This window comes from uncultured Methylobacterium sp., from assembly GCF_964242245.1.
GTDB lineage: Bacteria > Pseudomonadota > Alphaproteobacteria > Rhizobiales > Beijerinckiaceae > Methylobacterium.
Genome location: NZ_CAXTBY010000079.1, coordinates 1 through 19,371, shown reverse-complemented (window position 1 = coordinate 19,371; position 19,371 = coordinate 1). Strand labels below are relative to the sequence as shown.

Here is a 19,371-nt window from a genome sequence, read left to right as displayed (position 1 = left end):
TCGTGGACCTGCGCAACGTCTACCGCGCCGACGAGGTGGAACGCCACGGCTTCCACTACGCCGGCATCGGATGCCCGAGCACGGCCGAGCGTCGATGAATGGCGCGGGCTCATCCGGCCCGGAACTTGCAATTCCCGGCTGCGACCGCAGGCTTGCGACCGGTGCTCGGGCCATCGTCTCGGGGCCTCGCGCGGCAATCGAGCGCGGTACCGCATGCCTTGAATGCATCGACTCTCGAAGAGAAGCGATGCCAGAGTGCCGTTGCGGCCGTCCCCCCTTGAAGATTCCTTCCAAGTTCCAGCCGAGAGCTTGGTCAGATTGTGGCAACACTACGGTCGCCGCGCCGTGAAATGATCGCTGCCAATGCAATGCATAGCGCAGGATGCCGCCCGCGGTCACGTTTGCACTGATGAATACGTGACACAGGTCTCTGGAAAGCGCCATGATCCGTCTGCTTCGCCCGGCTGACGGGTTGGACAGTGCTTTGGAGCCATACTAGGGATCGGTGGGGTCTATCGCGCCGGCGACCGGCTCATCTTTTCGTCAACGAGCGTGTGCGAATCAGACGTGGAACAACGTACAGACATCGCGATCGTCGGTCGCGCCTGCCGGCTTCCCGGCGCGCCGAGCGTCGACGGGCTCTGGCAACTCCTCTCCGAAGCGCGTTGCGCCGTCGGCCGCATCCCCGCCGACCGCTGGTCGCTGGAGCGGTTCGGGCACCCCCGCGCGCAGGAGCGCGGCAAGAGCTACACCTGGGCCGCGGGCGTCCTCGACGACATCTGGTCGTTCGACCCGGCGGTGTTCGGCATCTCGCCCCGCGAGGCCGAGCAGATGGACCCGCAGCAGCGGCTCCTGCTCGAGCTGACCTGGGAAGCGCTGGAGGATGCCGGCATGCGGCCTTCGGCGGTCGCCGGCAGCCCGATCGGCGTCTTCGTCGGCGCCTCCTCGCTCGATTACGGGAATCTCCGCATCCTCGACGCGCCGTCGGGCGATGCCTACGCCGCCACCGGCAACACCCTCTCGATCCTGTCCAACCGAATCTCGTACATCTTCGATCTGAAGGGTCCGAGCTTCACCGTCGACACCGCCTGCTCGTCCTCCCTCGTGGCCCTCGACAGCGCCGTCGCCGCGATCCGATCGGGCCGGGTCGATACGGCGGTGGTCGCCGGCGTCAACATCATCGCGAGCCCGTTCAACTTCATCTGCTTCTCCAGCGCGCAGATGCTGTCGCGCACCGGCCTGTGCCAGGCGTTCTCGGCGTCCGCCGACGGCTACGTCCGCTCCGAGGGCGGCGTGGTGCTCGTGCTGCAATCGGCCGAGGCCGCCCGCCGCGGCGGATCGACCGTGCGCAGCGTGATCGCCGCGAGCGGCGTCAACTCGGACGGGCGCACCACCGGGATCTCGCTTCCCTCCGGTTACGCGCAGGGCGCGCTCCTCGATCAGGTCTACCGCGAGGCCGAGATCGACCTCGACGACGTAGCCTTCATGGAGGCCCACGGCACCGGCACGCCCGTCGGCGACCCGATCGAGGCCAGCGCGATCGGCGGCAGGATCGGCCGGGGACGCAGGGAGCCGCTGCCGATCGGATCGATCAAGACCAACATCGGCCATACCGAGCCGGTCTCGGGCCTCGCCGGCCTGCTCAAGGCGAGCCTCGCGCTGGAGCACGATCTCGTCCCGACCTCGCTCCACTCCGCCGCGTTGAACCCCGACATCCCCTTCGCCGACCTGAACCTGCACGTGGTGCAGGCGCCGCTGGCGCTTGCCCGCGGACGCCGTGCGCGCTTCGCCGGCGTGAACTCCTTCGGCTTCGGCGGCACCAACGCCCACATCGTGCTCACCGACCCGGCGCCCGTACCCGCCGCCGCGGCGACCGGGCGCGCGCCCGAGGTGCTGCTGCTCTCGGCCCAGACCCGCGCCGCGCTCAACGAACTCGCCCTCGACTACGCCGAGCGCTTCGACGGCGCCGCGCCGGCCGAAGCCGCCCGGACCGCGGCCGCGGCCGCGCACCGCCGCGAACGCCTGCCGTCGCGGCTCGCCATCGCGCTGGACGGCAGGACCGACGTGGCGGCGACGCTGCGCGCCGTCGGCGAGGCCGAGGACACCGATGCGGCGCTGACGGGCACCGCGGTCGACCGCGCGGCCGACGTCGTCTTCGTCTACTCCGGCAACGGCAGCCAGTGGGCCGGCATGGGCCGGGAGGCCTACAGTGAGAACACGGTGTTCCGCGCGGCCTTCGATCGGATCGACGCCCTGTTCTCGGCTCATGCGAAGTGGTCGCTGACGGAGGCGCTGGAGGCCGAGGATCTCGAGGAGCGCCTCGCGCTCACCAGCGTCTCGCAGCCGCTGATCTTCGCGATCCAGAGCGCGTCCACGACCGCCCTGCGCGCGCGGGGCCTCAACCCGAAGTTCGTGCTCGGCCATAGCGTCGGCGAGATCGCGGCGGCGGAAGCCGCCGGCATTCTCAGCCTCGAGCAGGCCGTCCGCGTGATCTTCTACCGGAGCCATCATCAGGAAACGACCCGCGGCCAGGGCACGATGGCGGTGCTGCTGATGCCGGCGGACGAGGTCGAGGGCTTCCTGAAGGACTATCCCAGCCTCGACATCGCCGCCTACAACAGCCCGAAGGCGATCACCGTCGCCGGACCCGTCGCGGCGATCGACGCCGCGCTGAAGGCGCTCTCGCGCAAGCGCCGGCGCGGGCGCAAGCTCGACCTCGATTACGCCTTCCACGGCCGGCTCATGGACCCGACCGAGAAGCCGCTGCTGCGGGATTTGTCCGGCCTCAAGGCCGGGGCCGGTACGACGGCGATGATCTCGACCGTGACCGGCAAGGTGCTCCCCGGTACCCGGTTCGGCAGCGCCTACTGGTGGCGCAACATCCGCGAGCCGGTGCGCTTCTGCGAAGCGGTTCAGGAGGCGACCCGCCAGGGCGCCCGCATCTTCGTCGAGGTCGGCCCGCGCGCGACGCTGATGTCGCACGTCGGCGATGCCGTCGAGCCGCTCGGCATCGAGGCCGCGACCGTCGGGGTGATGCACCGCAAGGCTGCCGGCGGCGATCCGATCGCCCGGGCGCTTGCCGCCGCCCTGGTTCAGGGCGCGGCGGTGGACGAGCAGGCCGTCTTCGGCGATGCCCCGAAGGGCGACGTATCCCTGCCGAGCTATCCTTGGCAGCGCCGCGCGTTCCGGCTGGGCGACACCACCGAGAGCATCGGTGCCGCGACGGCGCGCCCCTACCACCCGCTCATCGGCTCCCGGACGCAGGTCGACGGACTGGAGTGGCACGGCTACGTCGACATCGCGACGGTGACGGAGCTGGACGATCATCGCATCGAGGGTCAGGCGCTCATGCCGGGCGCCGGCTTCGTCGAGATGGCGCTGGCCGCCGCCCGCGCGGCCCTGCGCAGCGACCAAGTCGTGCTGGCCGAGTTCGAGATCCATACGCCGATGGTGTTCGGCGAGGAGGCCCTCCGCGAGGTCGTCGTGCGGATGTCGGGCTCGGGCAACGCCGTCCAGATCCTCAGCCGACCCCGCCTGACCCAGTCGTCCTGGCAGCTTCACGCGGCGGCCAAGGTCGTCGAGGGCACCTTCGCCCCGCCGGTCAAGCCCGACGTGGAGATGCCGGCGGAGGATGTCGTCTCCGGCAAGGAACTCTACCGGCGCGCCGAGGCGGCCGGGCTCGGCTTCGGCCCGAGCTTCCGCCAAGTCGCCGCCAGCGCGCGGCTCGACGCGGCGACCATCGTCTCCGACCTCATCCCCGCCGAGGCCGACCCGCGCTACGGCTTGGTGCCGGCGCGGCTCGACGCCTGCTTCCACGGCCTGATCCTGCTGTTTGCCGATCTGCTGGGTGAGAACGCGGGCAAGGCCTACATCCCGGTGCGCTTCGGCGAGATCCGGCTGGTGCGTCCCGGTGCCGTGATCGCGCGGGCGGTGATCCGCACCCGGCGCTGCAACGAGCGCTCGATCCTGGCCGACTTCACCATCCTCGACGCCGACGGCGAGGTGATCGCCACCATCCGCCAGGGTCGCTTCCAGGCGTTGCGCGCCAAGGGAGGCGGGGAACTCGGCGCCTACGCGATCACCCAGGGGCCGGAGCTTGCCACCGAGCCGACCGCGATCCCGATGGAGCGTCGCCCGAACGTCGCCGCGCTGGTCAAACCTGCCGCAAAGGCCGCCCGCGCGGCCGCCGACGCCCCCCTCTCTCCGGGGCACCTCCTCCTGGAAGGCTGGGCCACCTCCCTCGCCTACCGGCTCGCTTCCGGCCTCAGGCGCGGCAAGACCGTGACTGTTGACGACCGCGTGCCCGCCGCGATGCGTCCCTGGCTGGTCAACGCCCTCTACGCCCTGGAGAGCAGCGGGCTGGCCGAGCGGGACGGAGAGGCTTGGCGCCTCGGGGACGGCGACGCCCTGCCGGCGCCGACCGAAATCATGCGCTGGATCGCGGCCGATCACCCGGAGCTCTCGGCCGAGCTGGTGCTCATCGCCGATGTCGGCGGCCTGATCGACTGCCTGCTCGCGGGCACGCTTACCGACGCTCCGACCCTGTCCCAGAACGCCCTCGACGCCTTCACCCTGCGCAGCGCCACCGCGCGCGCGTCGGCCGACGTCGTCGCCCGCATCGCCGAGGCCAGTCGCGGAAGGTTGCCGCGGGACCGCGCGCTTCGGTTGCTGCAGGTCGGCTTCGGACCGCTCTCGGCGCAGGTCGCCGCCTTCGCCGAATCCGTCGAGGCGCGCCTGACCGTGTTCGACACCGACCGGCGCCTCGCGGAGCGCGCACGCCTCGCCCTGCCCCGCGGCGTCGTGGTCGTCGAGGCCGCCGACGAGCTGCCGGCCTCGGGCTTCGACCTGATCCTGGCAAGCGGCGCCCTCCACCGCGGCGAGCGCGACCTGCCGCAGCGCCTCGCCGACGCGCTGGCGACCGGGGGCCTGTTGCTCGCAGCCGAGCCCGGCGCCTCGCTGTTTCGCGACCTCGTGTTCGGCCTCACGCCCGGCTGGTTCGAGGACGGCCTCGGCGACATGCCCGTCGGGCGCCTCGACGACATCACCGGCTGGCAGCGCATCTTGAGCGCCACCGGCCTCGTCAGCGTCGCCGTGGATCGCGCGGCCTCCGCCAACGGCGACGATCTCCTGCTGGTCGCCGAAGCTCCCCCGCGGCCCGGTCCGGCCCCGGCCCAGACCTTCGCCTTCGTCATCGGCTCGGACGACGCGTTCGCGGCCGAGACCGCCTCGTCGCTCGCGACCCTGCTGGTGGCCGCGGGCGTCCACGTCTCGATCATCCTCGACTCCGAAACGTCGCTGATGGAACTGGAGCGCGAGACGCCGGACACGGTGGTGTTCCTGGCCGGCGCCTTCACCCGCGGCGGGGACGCGGCGGAGCGACTCCGCGACCGCTGCCTCAGCCTGAAGCGCTGCACCGAGCATCTCGGGTCCCGTCAGACCCGGCTCTGGGTCGTCTCGCCCGGCGCGACGCGGCACGACGGCGGTCAGGCCGGGTCGGTCGAGGCCGGGGTCTGGGCCTTCACCCGGACGCTCGCCAACGAGACGGCGAGCCTCGACGTGCGGCGCATCGACCTCGCGCCGCAGATGTCCTCCAAGCGCTCCGCCGAGCGCCTGCGCGACCTGATCCTCTCGGGCACGCCGGAGACCGAGATCGTCCTCGACGACGACCGGACCCGCGTGATCCGGTTCCGGCCGGGGCAGGTCGCGCGACGCGTCGATCCGGACGCGGTTGCGGCTGAGGCCGCGCGCCTGGAGCGCAGCAACACCGGCGGTCTCAACGACATGGTCTGGGGTCCGGCCGAGCGCCGCGCTCCCGGCGACGGCGAGATCGAGGTCGCGGTGGAGGCGACCGGCCTCAACTTCCGCGATGTGCTCTGGGCCCTCTCGATGCTGCCCGAGGAGATCCTCGAGGACGGCTTCGCCGGCCCGCGGCTCGGCCTCGAATGCGCCGGCCGCGTCGTCGCGGTCGGTGTCGGCGTCAAGGCGTTCAAGGTCGGCGACCCGGTGGTGGCTTTCGCCCAATCGGGCTTTGCCACCCACATCGTCGTGCCGGAACTCGTCGTGGCGCCCTCGCCCAACGGGCTCGACCCGATGGCCGCGGCGACCGTCCCGGTCGCGTTCCTCACCGCCTATTACGGCCTCGTCTCCTGCGCGCGCCTGCGCCGCGGCGAGTGGGTGCTGGTCCATGGCGGTGCCGGTGGCGTGGGCTTGGCCGCGTTGCAGATCGCCAAGCTGAAGGGCGCCCGCGTCATCGCCACCGCCGGGTCCCGCGAGAAGCGGGCGCTGGTGAAGGCGCTGGGCGCCGAGCACGTGCTCGATTCCCGCTCGCTCGCCTTCGTCGACGACATCCGCACGATTACCGGAGACGGCGTCGACGTGGTGCTGAACAGCCTGTTCGGCGAGGCGATGGAACGCTCGCTCAACGCGCTGAAGCCCTTCGGGCGCTTCATCGAGCTGGGCAAGCGCGACTACGTGGCCAACACCCATATCGGCCTGCGCCCGTTCCGCCGGAACCTCAGCTACTTCGGCGTCGACCTCGATCAGGTGATCCAGCACCAGGGCGAGGACGGGGCGCGGATGTTCCGCGAGGTGATGGCGCTGTTCAACGACGGCGGCCTCAAGCCCCTGCCCTACCAGCCGTTCACCGCCGACGAGACCTCGGACGCGTTCCGGCTGATGCAGCAATCGGGTCACGTGGGTAAGATCGTGATCGCCCCGCCCAAGCCCGGCCGCGTGATGCGCACCCGGAAAAGGCCGTTCGCGGTCTCGGCTGACGGCGTCCACCTGATCACCGGGGGCCTCGGCGGCTTCGGCGGCGAGGCGGCCCGCTGGCTTGCCGACCGCGGCGCCAAGCACCTCGTGCTCGTCGGCCGCAAGGGCGCGAGCACCGAGGAGGCGAAGACCCTCGTCGCGGACCTGATGGCCCGCGGCATCGCCGTCGAGACGACGCCCTGCGACATCACCTGCCGTGCCGCGCTCGACGCCCTCATCGCCGGCATTGAAACCTCGGGTCGGAAGCTTGCCGGAGTCATCCACGCGGCGGCGGTGCTGCAGGACGGCCTGATCGCCAACATGGACCACGCCGCGCTCGATGCGGTGATCGGCCCGAAGGTGATCGGCGCCCAGCACCTCGACGCGGCGACCCGTGAGCGCGCGCTCGATTACTTCGTGGTGTTCTCCTCGGCCACGACCTTCATCGGCAATCCGGGCCAGGGCGCCTACGTCGCGGCCAACGGGTTCATGGAGGGGCTTGCGCGCCAGCGCCGCCGTCGCGGGCTGCCGGCGCTGGCCGTCGCCTGGGGCGCGATCGGCGACGTCGGCATGCTCGCGCGCAACAGGGCGGTGATGGAGACCCTGGCCGGCCGCGTCGGCGTGACGCCGATGGACGCGCGCCGCTGCCTCGACCTGATGGCCGAGGCTCTGGGAGGCCAGGGCGCAAACCCGGACGACGCGGTGCTCGCCATTGCCTCGATGCACTGGGGCAAGGCGCGCGAGCGCCTCGCGACCATGCGCTCGCCGAGCTACGACGACCTCGGCTCCGACCAGCAGATGGAGGCCGGCACGGTCGCCACGATCAACATCGGCCTCCTGCTCAAGGCCGGGGACATCGACGGTGTCCGCAAGACCGTGGCCGACGCCATCGTCGAGGACATTGCGCGGATCCTGCGCCTGCCGAAGGACGATATCAGCCGGGTGCGCCAGCTCTCGGAGATCGGCCTCGACTCTCTGATGGGCGTCGAACTCGGCGCGAGCCTCCAGGAACGCTTCGGCCTGGATGCCCCGCCGGCCGGAATCTCCTCGGGGCTCACCGTGAACGAACTCTCGGAGACCTTAATTCAGGCGGTTTCGGCGCCGATGGACGAGGCTGCGGGCATGGTCCTGAGCTTGGTTCAGAAGCACGTCGGCGGCGAGGTCGACGCGACGGCGCTGGCGCCGTTCCAGGATCTTGTCGAGCGGAAGAACCTCGAGAGCAAAGAGATCCTTTCATGACGCAATCGCCACGGCCGGACGGTGGGCGCGCCGCGCTCGCGGGCTTCGTGACGAACCGGCTCGGACGCAGCGCGCCCCGCCCCGTGCCCGTGCGGGCTCCGGAACCGTCGGGCGATCCGGCCGTTCAGGACTTCGCCAGCCTGCCGGGCTACCGCGAGCTGCGCCTGCAGCGCTCGGCCGCCGAACTGATCGGCCTGGACAACCCGTTCTTCCACGTCCACGACGTCAAGGCCGGCGCGACGACGCGCATCGATGGACGGTCGCTCACCAACTTCTCGTCCTACGACTATCTCGGCCTGAACGGACATCCGCAGATCAGCGACGCGGCCCGCGCGGCGATCGCGACCTTCGGGACCTCGGCCTCGGCGAGCCGGGTGGTCGCGGGCGAACGCCCGGGCCATCTCAGCCTCGAGCGGGCGCTCGCCGCCCATTACGGCACGGAAGCCTGCGTCGCGATGGTGAGCGGGCACGCCACCAACGTCACGACGATCGGCGCCCTGCTGGAGGCCGGCGACGTGATCTTCCACGACGCCCTGATCCACAACAGCATCGTCACCGGCGCGCAACTCTCCGGAGCGCAGCGCCGCTCCTTCGCCCACAACGACGTCGATGCCCTGGAGACCGTGCTCCAGGCCACCCGGCACGAGCACCGCCGCGCGCTGATCGTGATCGAGGGCCTCTACAGCATGGACGGCGACGCGCCGGACCTTGCCGGCTTCGTCGCCCTGAAGGAACGCTACAACGCGTGGCTGATGGTCGACGACGCGCACGGCCTCGGCGTGCTCGGGCGCACCGGTGCCGGGCTGTTCGAGCATGCCGGCGTCGACCCGAAGCGGGTCGACATCTGGATGGGCACCCTCTCGAAGACGCTCTCGGCCTGCGGCGGCTACATCTGCGGCCCGGCACCGCTGGTCGAGTACCTGAAATGTATGGCGGGCGGCTTCGTCTACAGCGTCGGCCTGTCGCCGCCGATGGCCGCCGCCGCCGAGGCTGCGCTCACCGTGATGCATGCCGAGCCCGACCGCGTCGAGCGCCTGCGCCAGAACGGCGCCCTGTTCCTCGCCTGCGCGAAGAAGCACGGCCTCAACACCGGAACCAGCCTTGGGCTGGCGGTGATCCCGGTGATCGTCGGCGATTCGCTCAAGTCGGTCACGCTCTCAGACCGGCTGTTCAAGCGCGGCATCAACGTGCAGCCGATCATCCACCCGGCGGTGCCCGAGCGGGCCTCGCGCCTGCGCTTCTTCATGACCTCCGAGCACACGCCCGAGCAGATCCGCGACACGGTGGCCGCGGTGGCCGAGGAACTCGGTGCGATCGAGAAGGGCGGCTCGCTGATCGAGCAGCTTCTGGCCAAGCGCGGGTGACGCCCTCTACGTGAGACGTTTCCCGCGCGTCGCAGGCTCCGGGATCAGGCCTCGTCGCGGGCGTCCTGGAGCAGTTGCGCAAGGCCGGCATCGACTTCGGCGCCGAGCATCGCGCGCTCGGCCGGGGTGAGATCGCGCGCCCATTTCGGTCCGGCAAAGCCCTCGGCGCACTTGGCGCGTTCAGTGGCAATCGTGGCCTCGACCTCGTCGGGCCGCGTGCGCATCGCCTGCACCATCCCGAACCAAGCCGCCCGCTCGACGACCGCGAGCCGGGCGCGCAGGCGGATCATCACGGCCCGCTCCGGGTCTACCGCGTCATCACTCATGAGCGAGGGCCTTCCTGGAGCACGTCCGAGCGAGGGGATTGCCGACTCGTGCGACGACAATGCGACCCCGCAAGGAGAGAGAGCGTGTTTCGTGATCCTGGGATCATGGGAAATGCTCTAGCGTCGCGGTTCGCAGCGCGTCTTGACGTAGCTGTCCTTGCCCCCGCCGAGCCCCGCGTTGGCGGCGAGCACCGGCCCCTGGATCAGGCATTCCTGCAACGTGTGGGCCGGCCCCGTGACCACGTCGAGGGCCGTCTCGCGGGTGCAGTCCGGAGCCTGTACGGACGACGCGCAGATCAGGGCGACGACGAGGATCGGGTTCATGGGACCTCCCGCGCTCCGGTTCGATCGCCGGACATCGCCGGGAAAGAAAAGCCGGGGCGCGTAATGGTTCCATTCCGGGTCGGGCCTTCGATGCGCGCGCGCTCAAGCCGGCCGCGGCCGTCGCAGGACGCGCCCGCGCTGTCCCCGCCGCCGGGCGACGGTGATGATGTCGCGGTCTGTCCGCGTGGCGGCGCGGGTTCAAGCCCGCGGCAGCGGCCTCGGGATCCGCGCCGCGTCCGGGCGCGCGCCCGGTTCCACCGGGCTCCGGCGCCCGGCACGAAGCAGGTCGAAGGCGTAGAGCGCGAGCGCCAGCCAGATCAGGCCGAACATCGCGACCGCGTGCGGCGCGAGCTCCTCGCCGTAGGCCAGCACGCTCAGGGCCAGCAGGCAGGTCGGCGCGAGGTACTGCATCAGTCCGAGCGTCGCGAGCCGCAGGCGCTCGGCGGCGGCGGCGAACCAGATCAGCGGCAGCGCCGTCGTCACGCCGGTCAGCGCCAGCAGCGCGAAGTCCCGCGGGTCGGGCGGCAGGGCCGGCTCGGGCGAGAGCGCCACCCAGGTCGCCGCCGCGGGCATCAGGATCAGGGTCTCGGCCAGGAACCCAACCAGCGGATCGACGCCCACGATCTTCCGCACGAGGCCGTAGAGAGCGAAGCTCACCGCGAGCGCCAGCGCGACGACCGGCACCGCGCCGGCCCAGCCCACGGCGATCCCGACGCCGGCCGCCGCGACGCCGACGGCCGCCACCTGGAGCGGCCGCAGGCGCTCGCCGAGCACCACAGCGCCGAGCGCGACGCTGATCAGGGGATTGATGTAGTAGCCCAGGCTCGCATCGAGCAGGTGGCCGCCGTTCACCGCCTGCAGGTAGAGCAGCCAGTTCACGCCGATCAGCCCGGCCGAGACCACGAGGAGCCCGTGCCGCGGCCGCAGCGGGAACGGGCTGCGCACCCGCCGGCGCCACGCGAGCACGAGCCCGACCGCGAACAGGCAGGACCACAGGATGCGCACGGCCAGGATGTGGCTCGGGCTGAAGGCGGACAGCAGCCGGAAGTGAACCGGGACGACGAGGCCCCAGCTCAGGTAGGCGCCGAGCGCGTAGACGAGGCCCACGTTCGTTGTCCTGGCGTTTGCCGGTGCCCCGCGCCGCAGGCGGGACGAGCCGGGTTCATAACCGGCCCGGGCGTGCGGCGTCAGGGGTGCGGGTGCAGGCCAGCCAACCGACGTGCGTCCCGGCGTCAGCGCCTGGACGGCAGGATCGGGTCGCCGCGCATCAGCGCGTTCAGGCGCTCGGTATCGAACCCGTTCGGGATTTTCTGCGGCACGGGCTTCAGAACCGCCGCGGGCGCGGCCTCTGCCGGGATCGCGCCGGTGGCCGACGGCTCGGGCAGCGCGAGCCGGGTGACGGACGCCGCTCCGGAATGGGCGATCCGGTCGGCGCTGACGAAGCCGATGACGAGGATGCAGGCGGCGACCGAGACGCCGGCGGCGAGGAGACGCAACGGACGCAAGCGACGGATCCCGGCAACGCGAAGGCGACGGACCCGAGGATGGGGCAAGCCCGTTAACGAAGCACCACCCGACAGGAGACCTCATGACGCCCGACGCGAACGCCCAGGCCACCGCCAGCGACAGCCCGTTCATCGAGGGCCGCAACGCGCGGCTCTACGGCAAGCCGGCGAGCGACTGCCCCTATCCGGAAGGCTCCGAGGAGCGTGCGGCCTGGATGCAGGCCTACGAGGAGGCCGCCGTCACCGACGCGGGCTGATCCCTCGGGCGCGGAGCGCCCGCGATCCGGCTGCCGATCCCGGCCTCGGGACGTGCAGGCCGGATCGGTCCGCCGATGCTTGACCTGAGCCAACCGGGCGGGTTTCGTGGCGGCAGCAGACCCGGCAGCCCGAGCACGCATGTCCAAGCCCACACACGCCTCGCGCGACAAGTTCGGAACGGCGACGCGCCTCGTCCATGCGGGGCGCGACCCCTCGGCGCAGCACGGCTTCGTCAACACGCCGATCTATCGCGGCTCCACGGTGCTGTACCCGACCTACGACGACATCGTGCATCGGCGCGGGCGCTACAATTACGGCACCAGCGGCACGCCGACGATGGATGCGCTGACCGACGCCTGGAGCGAGGTCGCGGGGGCCGCCGGCACGGTGGCGACGCCGTCCGGGCTGTGCGCGCTCACCGTCGCCCTGATGGCCGCCGTCTCGGCGGGCGACCACCTGCTCGTGACCGATTCCGCCTACCGGCCGACCCGGAACTTCTGCAACGGCGTGCTCGCCCGCTTCGGGGTGGAGACCACCTACTACGATCCCCTCGTCGGTGCCGGCATCGCCGACCTGATGCGGGAGAACACGCGGGCGGTGCTGGTCGAGGCTCCGGGCTCGCAGAGCTTCGAGATGCAGGACGTGCCGGCGATCGCGCAAGCCGTGCATGCCCGCGGCGGCACGGTGATCATGGACAACACCTGGGCGACGCCGCTGCTGTTCCCGCCGCACGCCCGCGGCGTCGACATCGCGGTCGAGGCCGGCACCAAGTACCTCAGCGGCGGCTCGGACCTGCTCCTCGGCCTCACCTCGGCCAATGCCGCGCACTTCCCCGCCGTGCGGCGCACCTTCGACCATATCGCCCCCTGCGCCGGCCCCGAGGACATGTTCCTGGCGCTGCGCGGCCTGCGCACGATGTCCCTGCGCCTGCGCGAGCACGGCCGCGCCGGGCTCGAGATGGCGCGCTGGCTCCAGGACCGACCGGAAGTGCTGCGCGTCCTCCATCCGGGGCTGCCCGAGGACCCAGGGCACGCGATCTGGACGCGCGACTTCTCCGGGGCGTCCGGGCTGTTCGGCGTGATCCTGAAGCCGGTCTCGGACGGCGCGCTCGCCGCGATGCTCGACGGCCTCGAACTGTTCGGGATGGGGTTCTCCTGGGGCGGCTTCGAGAGCCTCGTCATCCCCTTCGACTGCCGCCCCTACCGCACCGCCACGACCTGGGCGCCGGGCGGCCCGGGCCTGCGCTTCCACATCGGGCTGGAGGACGTGGAAGACCTGAAGGCGGATCTCGACGCGGGCTTTTCGCGCTTGCGGGCAGTGGGCTGAGCGGCACTCACGGCACCAGCCACGTCCCCGTCCACCCGTCCCGTTCGCGCCGCCAAGCCGCCCGGCGGTGACCCCGGCGGTCGAGGTAGAGGAAGTCGAGGGCCTCGGCCTCCACCGCAACGGCGCAGAAGTTCGGGCGGCCGACGGTCGGCGCCTCCGCCTCGTCCGGCACCGCGTAGGCGCCGCCCGCGGCGAGACCGGTCCCGGGACGGGGATCGATCCCGTAGCAGACCCGGCTCATCGCCCGCGACCCGGCCCAGGCCGCCTCGGCCGTCGCGTCGAAGGTGTGGAGGCTGGCGCGGCCCTCGATGCGGATCTGCACCTTCGCCTGCCGATCGTAGGCGTGCAGCGCGCAGGATGCGTGCCGTGCCAGCTCTGCGGCCTTGTCGGAGCGACGGTCGCAGTGGAAGCGGAGGAGGCCGGCCTCGGCGTCGACCATGCGCAGCACCACCGTGCGGGCGCGCGGCCGGCCCTGCCCGTCCACCGTGGCGAGGCTCGGGGTGTGGAACGGGCTGCGACCGTGGGCGACGCCGTCCGCGAGCAGGCGCCAGAGCTCGGCCTGGGCCGCCACGAGGTCGTCGTGGAAGGGAGGCAGCGGCGCCGACGGCCCGCCGCGTTCGTCGTCCTGGCGCATGGGAGAACCGTGGCGGGAAGAGCCCGAGACGAGCATGGACGCCGCCGACGATCAAGCGGCACCCTGACATGATCTCCGGTTGATAGGTTCGGAGGCGTCGGTTCCCGTCATCCGCGAGTCTCTCCCTGTCCCCCTGCGGGAGAGGGTGGCCCGCGAGCTAAGTCGGGAGAGGGGGCGCCGTATCCGGACAGCGCGCTCCCCTCTCCCGACCCTCGCTCACGCGAGGGCCACCCTCCCCCGCTAAAGGGGGAGGGAGCGCACGTCCCCCGAACCAACCGGAAACCGTATGAAACGTCATACCGCGCCTTGGACGGGGCGCCCCCGGCGCTGGCCGGCAGGCCGCCGCCTGCCGAGGCCCGAGTCGACGCGGCGCCCGACCGTCGCGCGTCATCGTAGGGTTCGCTCGGCGCCCCGCCGATTGCGGAAGATCAGCGTGAGGTTGCGCAGGTAAATGCCCGTCGAAAGGCCCTGCCCGATGATGATCACCGGCTCACGGCGCACGAGGCCGTAGACGAGCGTCATGATCCCGCCGGCGATCGACAGGAACCAGAACGAGAGCGGAATCACGCTCCGGCCCGCCCGCTCGCTGGCGATCCACTGCAGGATGAAGCGCGAGCCGAAGACGAGCTGCGCCAGGATGCCGAACACCAGCCAGAAGTCGAACCGGGTCACGAACACGTCGTAGACGTAGTCCGGCAGGTCGTGCGCGAGCTGGATCAGCATCCGGGCATCCCGACTTCCGTCACCTGGGGCGCCGCCCGCTTACGGCGGATCAGCCACCAGACGCCGGCGAGATCGATGAGCCCGACCCAGAGCCGGTCGAACAGGCCGTAATTCGAGGCGCCGGTGAAGCGCGGCCGATCGACCACGTCGCGGTGGACCACGGTGTAGCCCTCGCGGGTGACGAGCGCGGGCATGAAGCGGTGCAGGGCGTCGAAGTACGGCAACCGCAGGTAGACCGCGCGCCGAAAGACCTTCAGGCCGCAGCCGGTGTCGCGGGTGGAGTCGTTGAGGATGCGGCCGCGCACGCCGTTGGCGATGCGCGACTGGATCATCTTGAAGCGCCCGTCCTTGCGGCCCCTGCGCTGCCCCTGCGCGAGCCCCGCGGTCGCGCCGGCCCGCTCCAGCGCCGCGACCAGCACGGGGATGAAGGCCGGGTCGTTCTGGCCGTCGCCGTCGAGGGTCGCGACGAGGGCGCCACGCGCCGCCGCGACCCCGCTGCGGACGGCCGCCGACTGGCCGGCGCTGCGCGCGTGGCGCAGCACCCGCAGCCACGCCCGCCCCCCACGCGCGGCATCGAGGGCGGCGGCGGTCCCGTCGGTGGAGCCGTCGTCGACGTAGATCAGCTCGAACGGGGCGAGGCCCGCGCAGGCGGCCTCGATCTCGGCGACGAGGGCCCCGATGTTCCCGGCCTCGTTCCTCACCGGCACCACGATGCTGAGGCGGGGCGGCGGGGCGGAGTCCGCCGCGCTCACGGCGTCACCGCATAGGCGGTGAGGTCGACGCGCCGGCCGGCGTTGATGTTGTACCCCGAGACCTGTCCGACCACGCCGGGGCCGCGGCTTCCCACGGGCCACGCGTCGGCGAGGTCGGCGGCCGAGCGGTCCTCGACGAAGAGCAGGCGGCAGCCGCCGGAGTTCAGGAAGGCCAGGGCGTCGGCGCCGGTGTTCGGGGTGGCGAGATCGGTGCCGATCAGGAAGACGAGGCTCGGCTCTCGGTAGCCGAAGCTCGCGACGCGCGGCGCGCAGGGGAGCGCGTCGCGGATCGCGGCGAGGCGGTTGGAGACCTTCAGGGCGGGAATCGCATCCTGCGCCACGCCGAGGACCGCGGGCGAGAGGATGCAGGCGGAGAGGATCGCCAGCACCACCGCCCGCTCCGGCCCGTGGCGGACGTAGGCGACCCAGGCGACGCTGGCGAGCGCGCAGGCGGCCGCGAGCAGGGGCAGGCCGGCCGCCGGGAGCACCCGGTCGAGGTGCCATGCGGCGAACGCGAGGCCGACCGTCAGCGCCGCCGGGATCGCCGGCACGAGCAGGGCCACGGCCCGCGCGCCGCGCCGCACGGGATCGAGGGCGCCCGCGCGCAGCGCCAGCACCGTGAGGATCGCGACCATCGGCATCAGCGGCAGGACGTAGTGCGGCAGCTTGGTCGGCACGCCCTCGAACACGATCCAGGCCGGCACGATCGCCGCGATCAGGAAGGCGACCGCGTCGGTGGCGCGGTGGCGCCACGCGAAGGGGATCGCCAGGGCCGCGAAGGCCGCCCCGGGCCAGAACGTCGCGAAGAAGATCAGCGCGTAGGCGCCGGGCGGGGCCCAGTGCTTCTCCTTGGCGCCGCCCACCTTGGCGAGCATGTCGTGCCCGACGGCTTCCGTGAAGAAGGCGCCCCCGCTCCGCCACGCGATCGCGAGGAACCAGGGGGCGACGATCAGGGCAACGAGGGCGAGGCCGGCCCAGGGCCGCAGCGCCAGCAGCCAGCGCCCGGAGCGGGCTTTCAGCGACAGCGCGAGCATCGGCAGGCCGACGAACATCGGCACCATCGGCCCCTTGACGAGAATCCCGAAGGATAGCCCGAGCCAGAACGCGAGGCGGGCCGCGTTCGTGAGCGCCGCGCCCTCGCGGCCGAGCCACGCCCGGGCGAGACCGCCGAGGGCGGCCACCGCGCAGGCGGTGAGCAGCGCGTCGGTCTTGGCCAGGTGCGCCTCGGCCGCGAGCATCAGGCAGGCACCGAACAGGGCGCCCGCGAGGAGCGCGCCGCGCCGCGGCAGGAAGGCCAGCGCCGCCCAGTAGGCCAGCAGGACCGAGGCCGCCGCGCCGAGCAGCGAGGGCACGCGGTAGAGCGCGATCCGCGTGCGGGCTCCGGGAACGCCGAGCGCCTCGGCCGCGGCGACGGCGGCGGCCTGGGCCCAGTAGATCCCGACCGGCTTCTTGTGGCGGGCTTCCGCCTGGAAGCGAATGTCGACGAAGTCGCCCGATTCCAGCATCTGCTTGGAGGCCTGGGCGAAGCGCGGCTCGTCGCGGTCCATCGGCTGGAGCGAGGTCTGGCCGGGCAGGAAGCAGACGAGGCAGAGGGCGACGAGCCACGCGCAGGCGCGGGCGTGGCTCGCGGAGGCCGACGCGGCCAGCCGCTCGAGGAGATCGGGGCCGGCGTTCCGCGCCACTTGGCCGGCGGACAGGCTGGTCATCGCGCGGGCATCGGGGCGGCCGCGAGGCGGTTCATGGGCGGCTCCGGAGCGGGATGCGGCGCACGCGGACGGGCCGCGAGGAGGCTTGCGGGATGCCCCGCGGCGCCGGCCGGCCGTGTCGGTGATCGGGCCGGGAAAGTCAAATTTTCCCGCGTGTTTCGGGAGGGGCTTCGCCGGGAGCGAACCGAGGGCTATGAACGCATCGTCGGGCCGTTCTCTCCCCGCAGCGGCGCGCTGCGCCGGCTTGCATCCGCGGTCCATCCCGGGACGTATCGCCCATGACCATCCGGATCGGCCTCCTCGTCTTCCCGCGTGTGCAGCAGCTCGACCTCACCGCGCCCTACGAGGTGTTCGCCTCGCTGCCCGGTGCGGAGGTGCATCTCGTGGGCGCGAGCCTCGACACCGTGGCGAGCGCCACCGGCCTGCCGCTGACGCCGACCACGACCTTCGCCGCCTGCCCCAACCTCGACGTGCTGTGCGTGCCCGGAGGCATCGGCGTGAACGCGCTGATGCGGGACGAGGCCGCCCTCGCTTTCGTGCGAGCCCGCGGGGAGCGGGCGCGCTACGTCACCTCGGTCTGCACCGGCGCCCTCGTGCTCGGTGCGGCCGGGCTGCTCCGAGACAGGCGTGCCACGACGCACTGGGCCGCGCTGGACCTGCTCGCGGCCTTCGGCGCGACGCCCGTGCGGGCGCGCGTGGTGCGCGACGGCCATCTCATCACCGGCGGCGGCGTCACCGCCGGCATCGACTTCGCCCTGACGGTGGTCTCCGAGCTTGCCGGGATCGAGGCGGCGCAAGGCGTTCAGCTTGCCATCGAGTACGCGCCCGCGCCGCCCTTCGACGCCGGTACGCCCGAGACCGCGCCGCCCGCGGTGCTGGCAGCGGCGCGGGCGCGGCTCGCCGCCTCGCGCACCGAGCGCGAGCGCATCGTCGCCGCGATCACCGGCGCCGTGGTGGATCGGATGGGCTGGCAACCCTGAGCGGAGGGAGACGCTCGGCCTACCGCGCGGTGCGGAACACCTGAAGATCGAGGTCCCGCACCTTCTTACGCAGGGTGTTGCGGTTGACGCCCAGCAGCTCCGCGGCGCGGATCTGGTTGCCGCGGGTGGCGGCCAGCGCCGCGCCGATCAGCGGGCCCTCGATCTCGCGCAGGATGCGGTGGTAGAGGCCGGGCGGCGGCAGGGTATCCCGGTAGCCCGAGAAGTAATCCGACAGGTGCCGCTCGACGGCGCTGGAGAGGCTCTCGTTGTCCGATCCCGCCTTCCGGCCGTTCGCGCCGCCGTTCGCGAGCGGCTGGGTCAGCGGCAGGGTGTCGAGTTCGGCCTCGATCACCGGGCCGGTGATGGTCTCCTGCGGGTAGAGGGCGGCGAGCCGCCGGACGAGGTTTTCCAGCTCGCGCACGTTGCCGGGCCAGCGGTAGCGCTTCAGCCGCTCCATCGCCTCCCCGTCGAGCATTTTCCGCGTGAGGCCCTCGCGCTCGACCTGGATGAAGAAGTGGCGGACGAGGTCCGGCACGTCCTCCGAGCGCTCGCGGAGCGCCGGCAGGCGCAGGGGCACCACGTTCAGCCGGAAGAAGAGGTCCTCGCGAAAAATCCCCTGCTGGATCGAGATGCGCAGGTCCTTGTTGGTGGCTGCGATGATGCGGACGTTGGTCTTGATCGGCACGCGGCCGCCGACCGTGGTGTACTCGCCCTGCTGGAGCACGCGCAGCAGGCGGGTCTGGGCCTCCATCGGCATGTCGCCGATCTCGTCGAGGAACAGCGTGCCGCCCTCCGCCTGCTCGAAGCGGCCGGCCGAGCGCTGGAGCGCGCCTGTGAACGAGCCCTTCTCGTGGCCGAAGAGCTCCGACTCGATCAGGTCGCGGGGGATCGCGGCCATGTTGACCGGCACGAACGGGCCGGTGCGCCGGCGCCCGTAATCGTGGAGCGCGCGCGCCACCAGTTCCTTGCCGGTGCCGGATTCCCCCGTGATCATCACGGTCAGGTCCGTCGGCATCAGGCGCGCCAGCGCCCGGTAGATCTCCTGCATCGCCGGTGAGCGCCCGACCAGCGGGATGTCCTCGTTGTCGGGCGCGGACGCGGCGGGCACGGTGCCGCGGGGGCGCGAGAGCGCGCGCCCGACGATGGCGATCAGCTCCTTCAGGTCGAAGGGCTTGGGCAGGTACTCGTAGGCGCCGCGCTCCGAGGCGCGGATCGCGGTCATGAAGGTGTTCTGCGCGCTCATGACGATGACCGGCAGCTCCGGCCGCACCCGCTTGATGCGGGGCAGCAGGTCGAACACGTTCTCGTCGGGCATCACCACGTCGGTGATGACGAGGTCGCCCTCCCCTTGCGCCACCCAGCGCCAGAGGGTGGCGCAGTTGCCGGTGGAGCGGACCTCGTAGCCCGCCCGCGACAGCGCTTGGTTCAGGACGGTGCGGATGGCGGCGTCGTCGTCCGCGACGATGATGTGGCCGTTGGGCATG

General features: G+C 72.0%; 14 protein-coding genes. 5 read left to right on the top strand and 9 right to left on the bottom strand.

Annotated elements, in window-relative coordinates:
* Nucleotides 1–567: 567 nt before the first annotated feature.
* Both ACFE8Y_RS15385 and ACFE8Y_RS15380 read left to right on the top strand, forming a co-directional pair.
* Nucleotides 568–7,989 (top strand): SDR family NAD(P)-dependent oxidoreductase, encoded by a 7,422-nt coding sequence (locus ACFE8Y_RS15385; protein ID WP_375465260.1) that lies wholly within the window; start codon nucleotides 568–570, stop codon nucleotides 7,987–7,989.
* On the top strand, nucleotides 7,986–9,353 hold the full coding sequence (locus ACFE8Y_RS15380; protein WP_375465259.1) for an aminotransferase class I/II-fold pyridoxal phosphate-dependent enzyme: 1,368 nt from the start codon (nucleotides 7,986–7,988) through the stop codon (nucleotides 9,351–9,353). The genes ACFE8Y_RS15385 and ACFE8Y_RS15380 overlap by 4 nt, the downstream gene beginning before the upstream one ends.
* A 44-nt stretch (nucleotides 9,354–9,397) precedes the next feature.
* Here the strand turns inward: ACFE8Y_RS15380 and ACFE8Y_RS15375 are convergent, their stop codons facing one another.
* The 4 genes from ACFE8Y_RS15375 to ACFE8Y_RS15360 form a co-directional block, all read right to left on the bottom strand.
* Nucleotides 9,398–9,679 carry a hypothetical protein gene (locus ACFE8Y_RS15375; protein WP_375465258.1) on the bottom strand — a complete coding sequence of 94 codons (282 nt, stop codon included), beginning with the start codon at nucleotides 9,677–9,679 and terminating at the stop codon, nucleotides 9,398–9,400.
* A gap of 117 nt (nucleotides 9,680–9,796) precedes the next feature.
* Entirely contained in the window at nucleotides 9,797–10,003 is a 207-nt protein-coding gene (locus ACFE8Y_RS15370) for a hypothetical protein (RefSeq protein WP_375465257.1), read from the bottom strand.
* 198 nt (nucleotides 10,004–10,201) lie between these two features.
* The gene (gene rarD / locus ACFE8Y_RS15365) at nucleotides 10,202–11,110 is read right to left on the bottom strand and encodes an EamA family transporter RarD (protein WP_375465256.1); all 909 of its coding nucleotides are present in this window, start codon (nucleotides 11,108–11,110) and stop codon (nucleotides 10,202–10,204) included.
* A gap of 125 nt (nucleotides 11,111–11,235) precedes the next feature.
* The gene (locus tag ACFE8Y_RS15360; protein ID WP_375465255.1) at nucleotides 11,236–11,508 is read right to left on the bottom strand and encodes a hypothetical protein; all 273 of its coding nucleotides are present in this window, start codon (nucleotides 11,506–11,508) and stop codon (nucleotides 11,236–11,238) included.
* Nucleotides 11,509–11,591: 83 nt separating this feature from the next.
* Between ACFE8Y_RS15360 and ACFE8Y_RS15355 the strand changes: the two genes are divergently transcribed.
* On the top strand, nucleotides 11,592–11,765 hold the full coding sequence (locus tag ACFE8Y_RS15355) for an Rmf/CrpP family protein (RefSeq protein ID WP_375465254.1): 174 nt from the start codon (nucleotides 11,592–11,594) through the stop codon (nucleotides 11,763–11,765).
* Between the two features lie 139 nt (nucleotides 11,766–11,904).
* Entirely contained in the window at nucleotides 11,905–13,092 is a 1,188-nt protein-coding gene (gene metC / locus ACFE8Y_RS15350) for a cystathionine beta-lyase (RefSeq protein WP_375465253.1), read from the top strand.
* A gap of 7 nt (nucleotides 13,093–13,099) precedes the next feature.
* Here the strand turns inward: metC and ACFE8Y_RS15345 are convergent, their stop codons facing one another.
* The 4 genes from ACFE8Y_RS15345 to ACFE8Y_RS15330 all read right to left on the bottom strand — a co-directional run bounded on the left by ACFE8Y_RS15345 (nucleotide 13,100) and on the right by ACFE8Y_RS15330 (nucleotide 16,907).
* The gene (locus ACFE8Y_RS15345) at nucleotides 13,100–13,726 is read right to left on the bottom strand and encodes a pyridoxamine 5'-phosphate oxidase family protein (RefSeq protein ID WP_375465252.1); all 627 of its coding nucleotides are present in this window, start codon (nucleotides 13,724–13,726) and stop codon (nucleotides 13,100–13,102) included.
* Between the two features lie 387 nt (nucleotides 13,727–14,113).
* Nucleotides 14,114–14,449 carry a lipid-A-disaccharide synthase N-terminal domain-containing protein gene (locus tag ACFE8Y_RS15340; protein WP_375465251.1) on the bottom strand — a complete coding sequence of 112 codons (336 nt, stop codon included), beginning with the start codon at nucleotides 14,447–14,449 and terminating at the stop codon, nucleotides 14,114–14,116.
* The gene (locus ACFE8Y_RS15335; protein WP_375465250.1) at nucleotides 14,443–15,201 is read right to left on the bottom strand and encodes a glycosyltransferase family 2 protein; all 759 of its coding nucleotides are present in this window, start codon (nucleotides 15,199–15,201) and stop codon (nucleotides 14,443–14,445) included. Before ACFE8Y_RS15335 ends, ACFE8Y_RS15340 begins: the two co-directional genes overlap by 7 nt.
* Nucleotides 15,198–16,907, bottom strand: coding sequence for an ArnT family glycosyltransferase (locus ACFE8Y_RS15330; RefSeq protein ID WP_375465249.1), 1,710 nt, complete (start codon nucleotides 16,905–16,907; stop codon nucleotides 15,198–15,200). The genes ACFE8Y_RS15335 and ACFE8Y_RS15330 overlap by 4 nt, the downstream gene beginning before the upstream one ends.
* 278 nt (nucleotides 16,908–17,185) lie before the next feature.
* On the opposite strand from ACFE8Y_RS15330, the gene ACFE8Y_RS15325 reads away from it, so the two are divergent.
* Nucleotides 17,186–17,887: a DJ-1/PfpI family protein gene (locus tag ACFE8Y_RS15325; protein WP_375465248.1), complete on the top strand. Its 702-nt coding sequence runs from the start codon at nucleotides 17,186–17,188 to the stop codon at nucleotides 17,885–17,887.
* A gap of 19 nt (nucleotides 17,888–17,906) precedes the next feature.
* Here ACFE8Y_RS15325 and ntrC read toward each other — a convergent pair whose 3' ends face one another.
* Nucleotides 17,907–19,370 carry a nitrogen regulation protein NR(I) gene (gene ntrC / locus ACFE8Y_RS15320; protein ID WP_375465247.1) on the bottom strand — a complete coding sequence of 488 codons (1,464 nt, stop codon included), beginning with the start codon at nucleotides 19,368–19,370 and terminating at the stop codon, nucleotides 17,907–17,909.
* Nucleotide 19,371 lies beyond the last annotated feature (1 nt).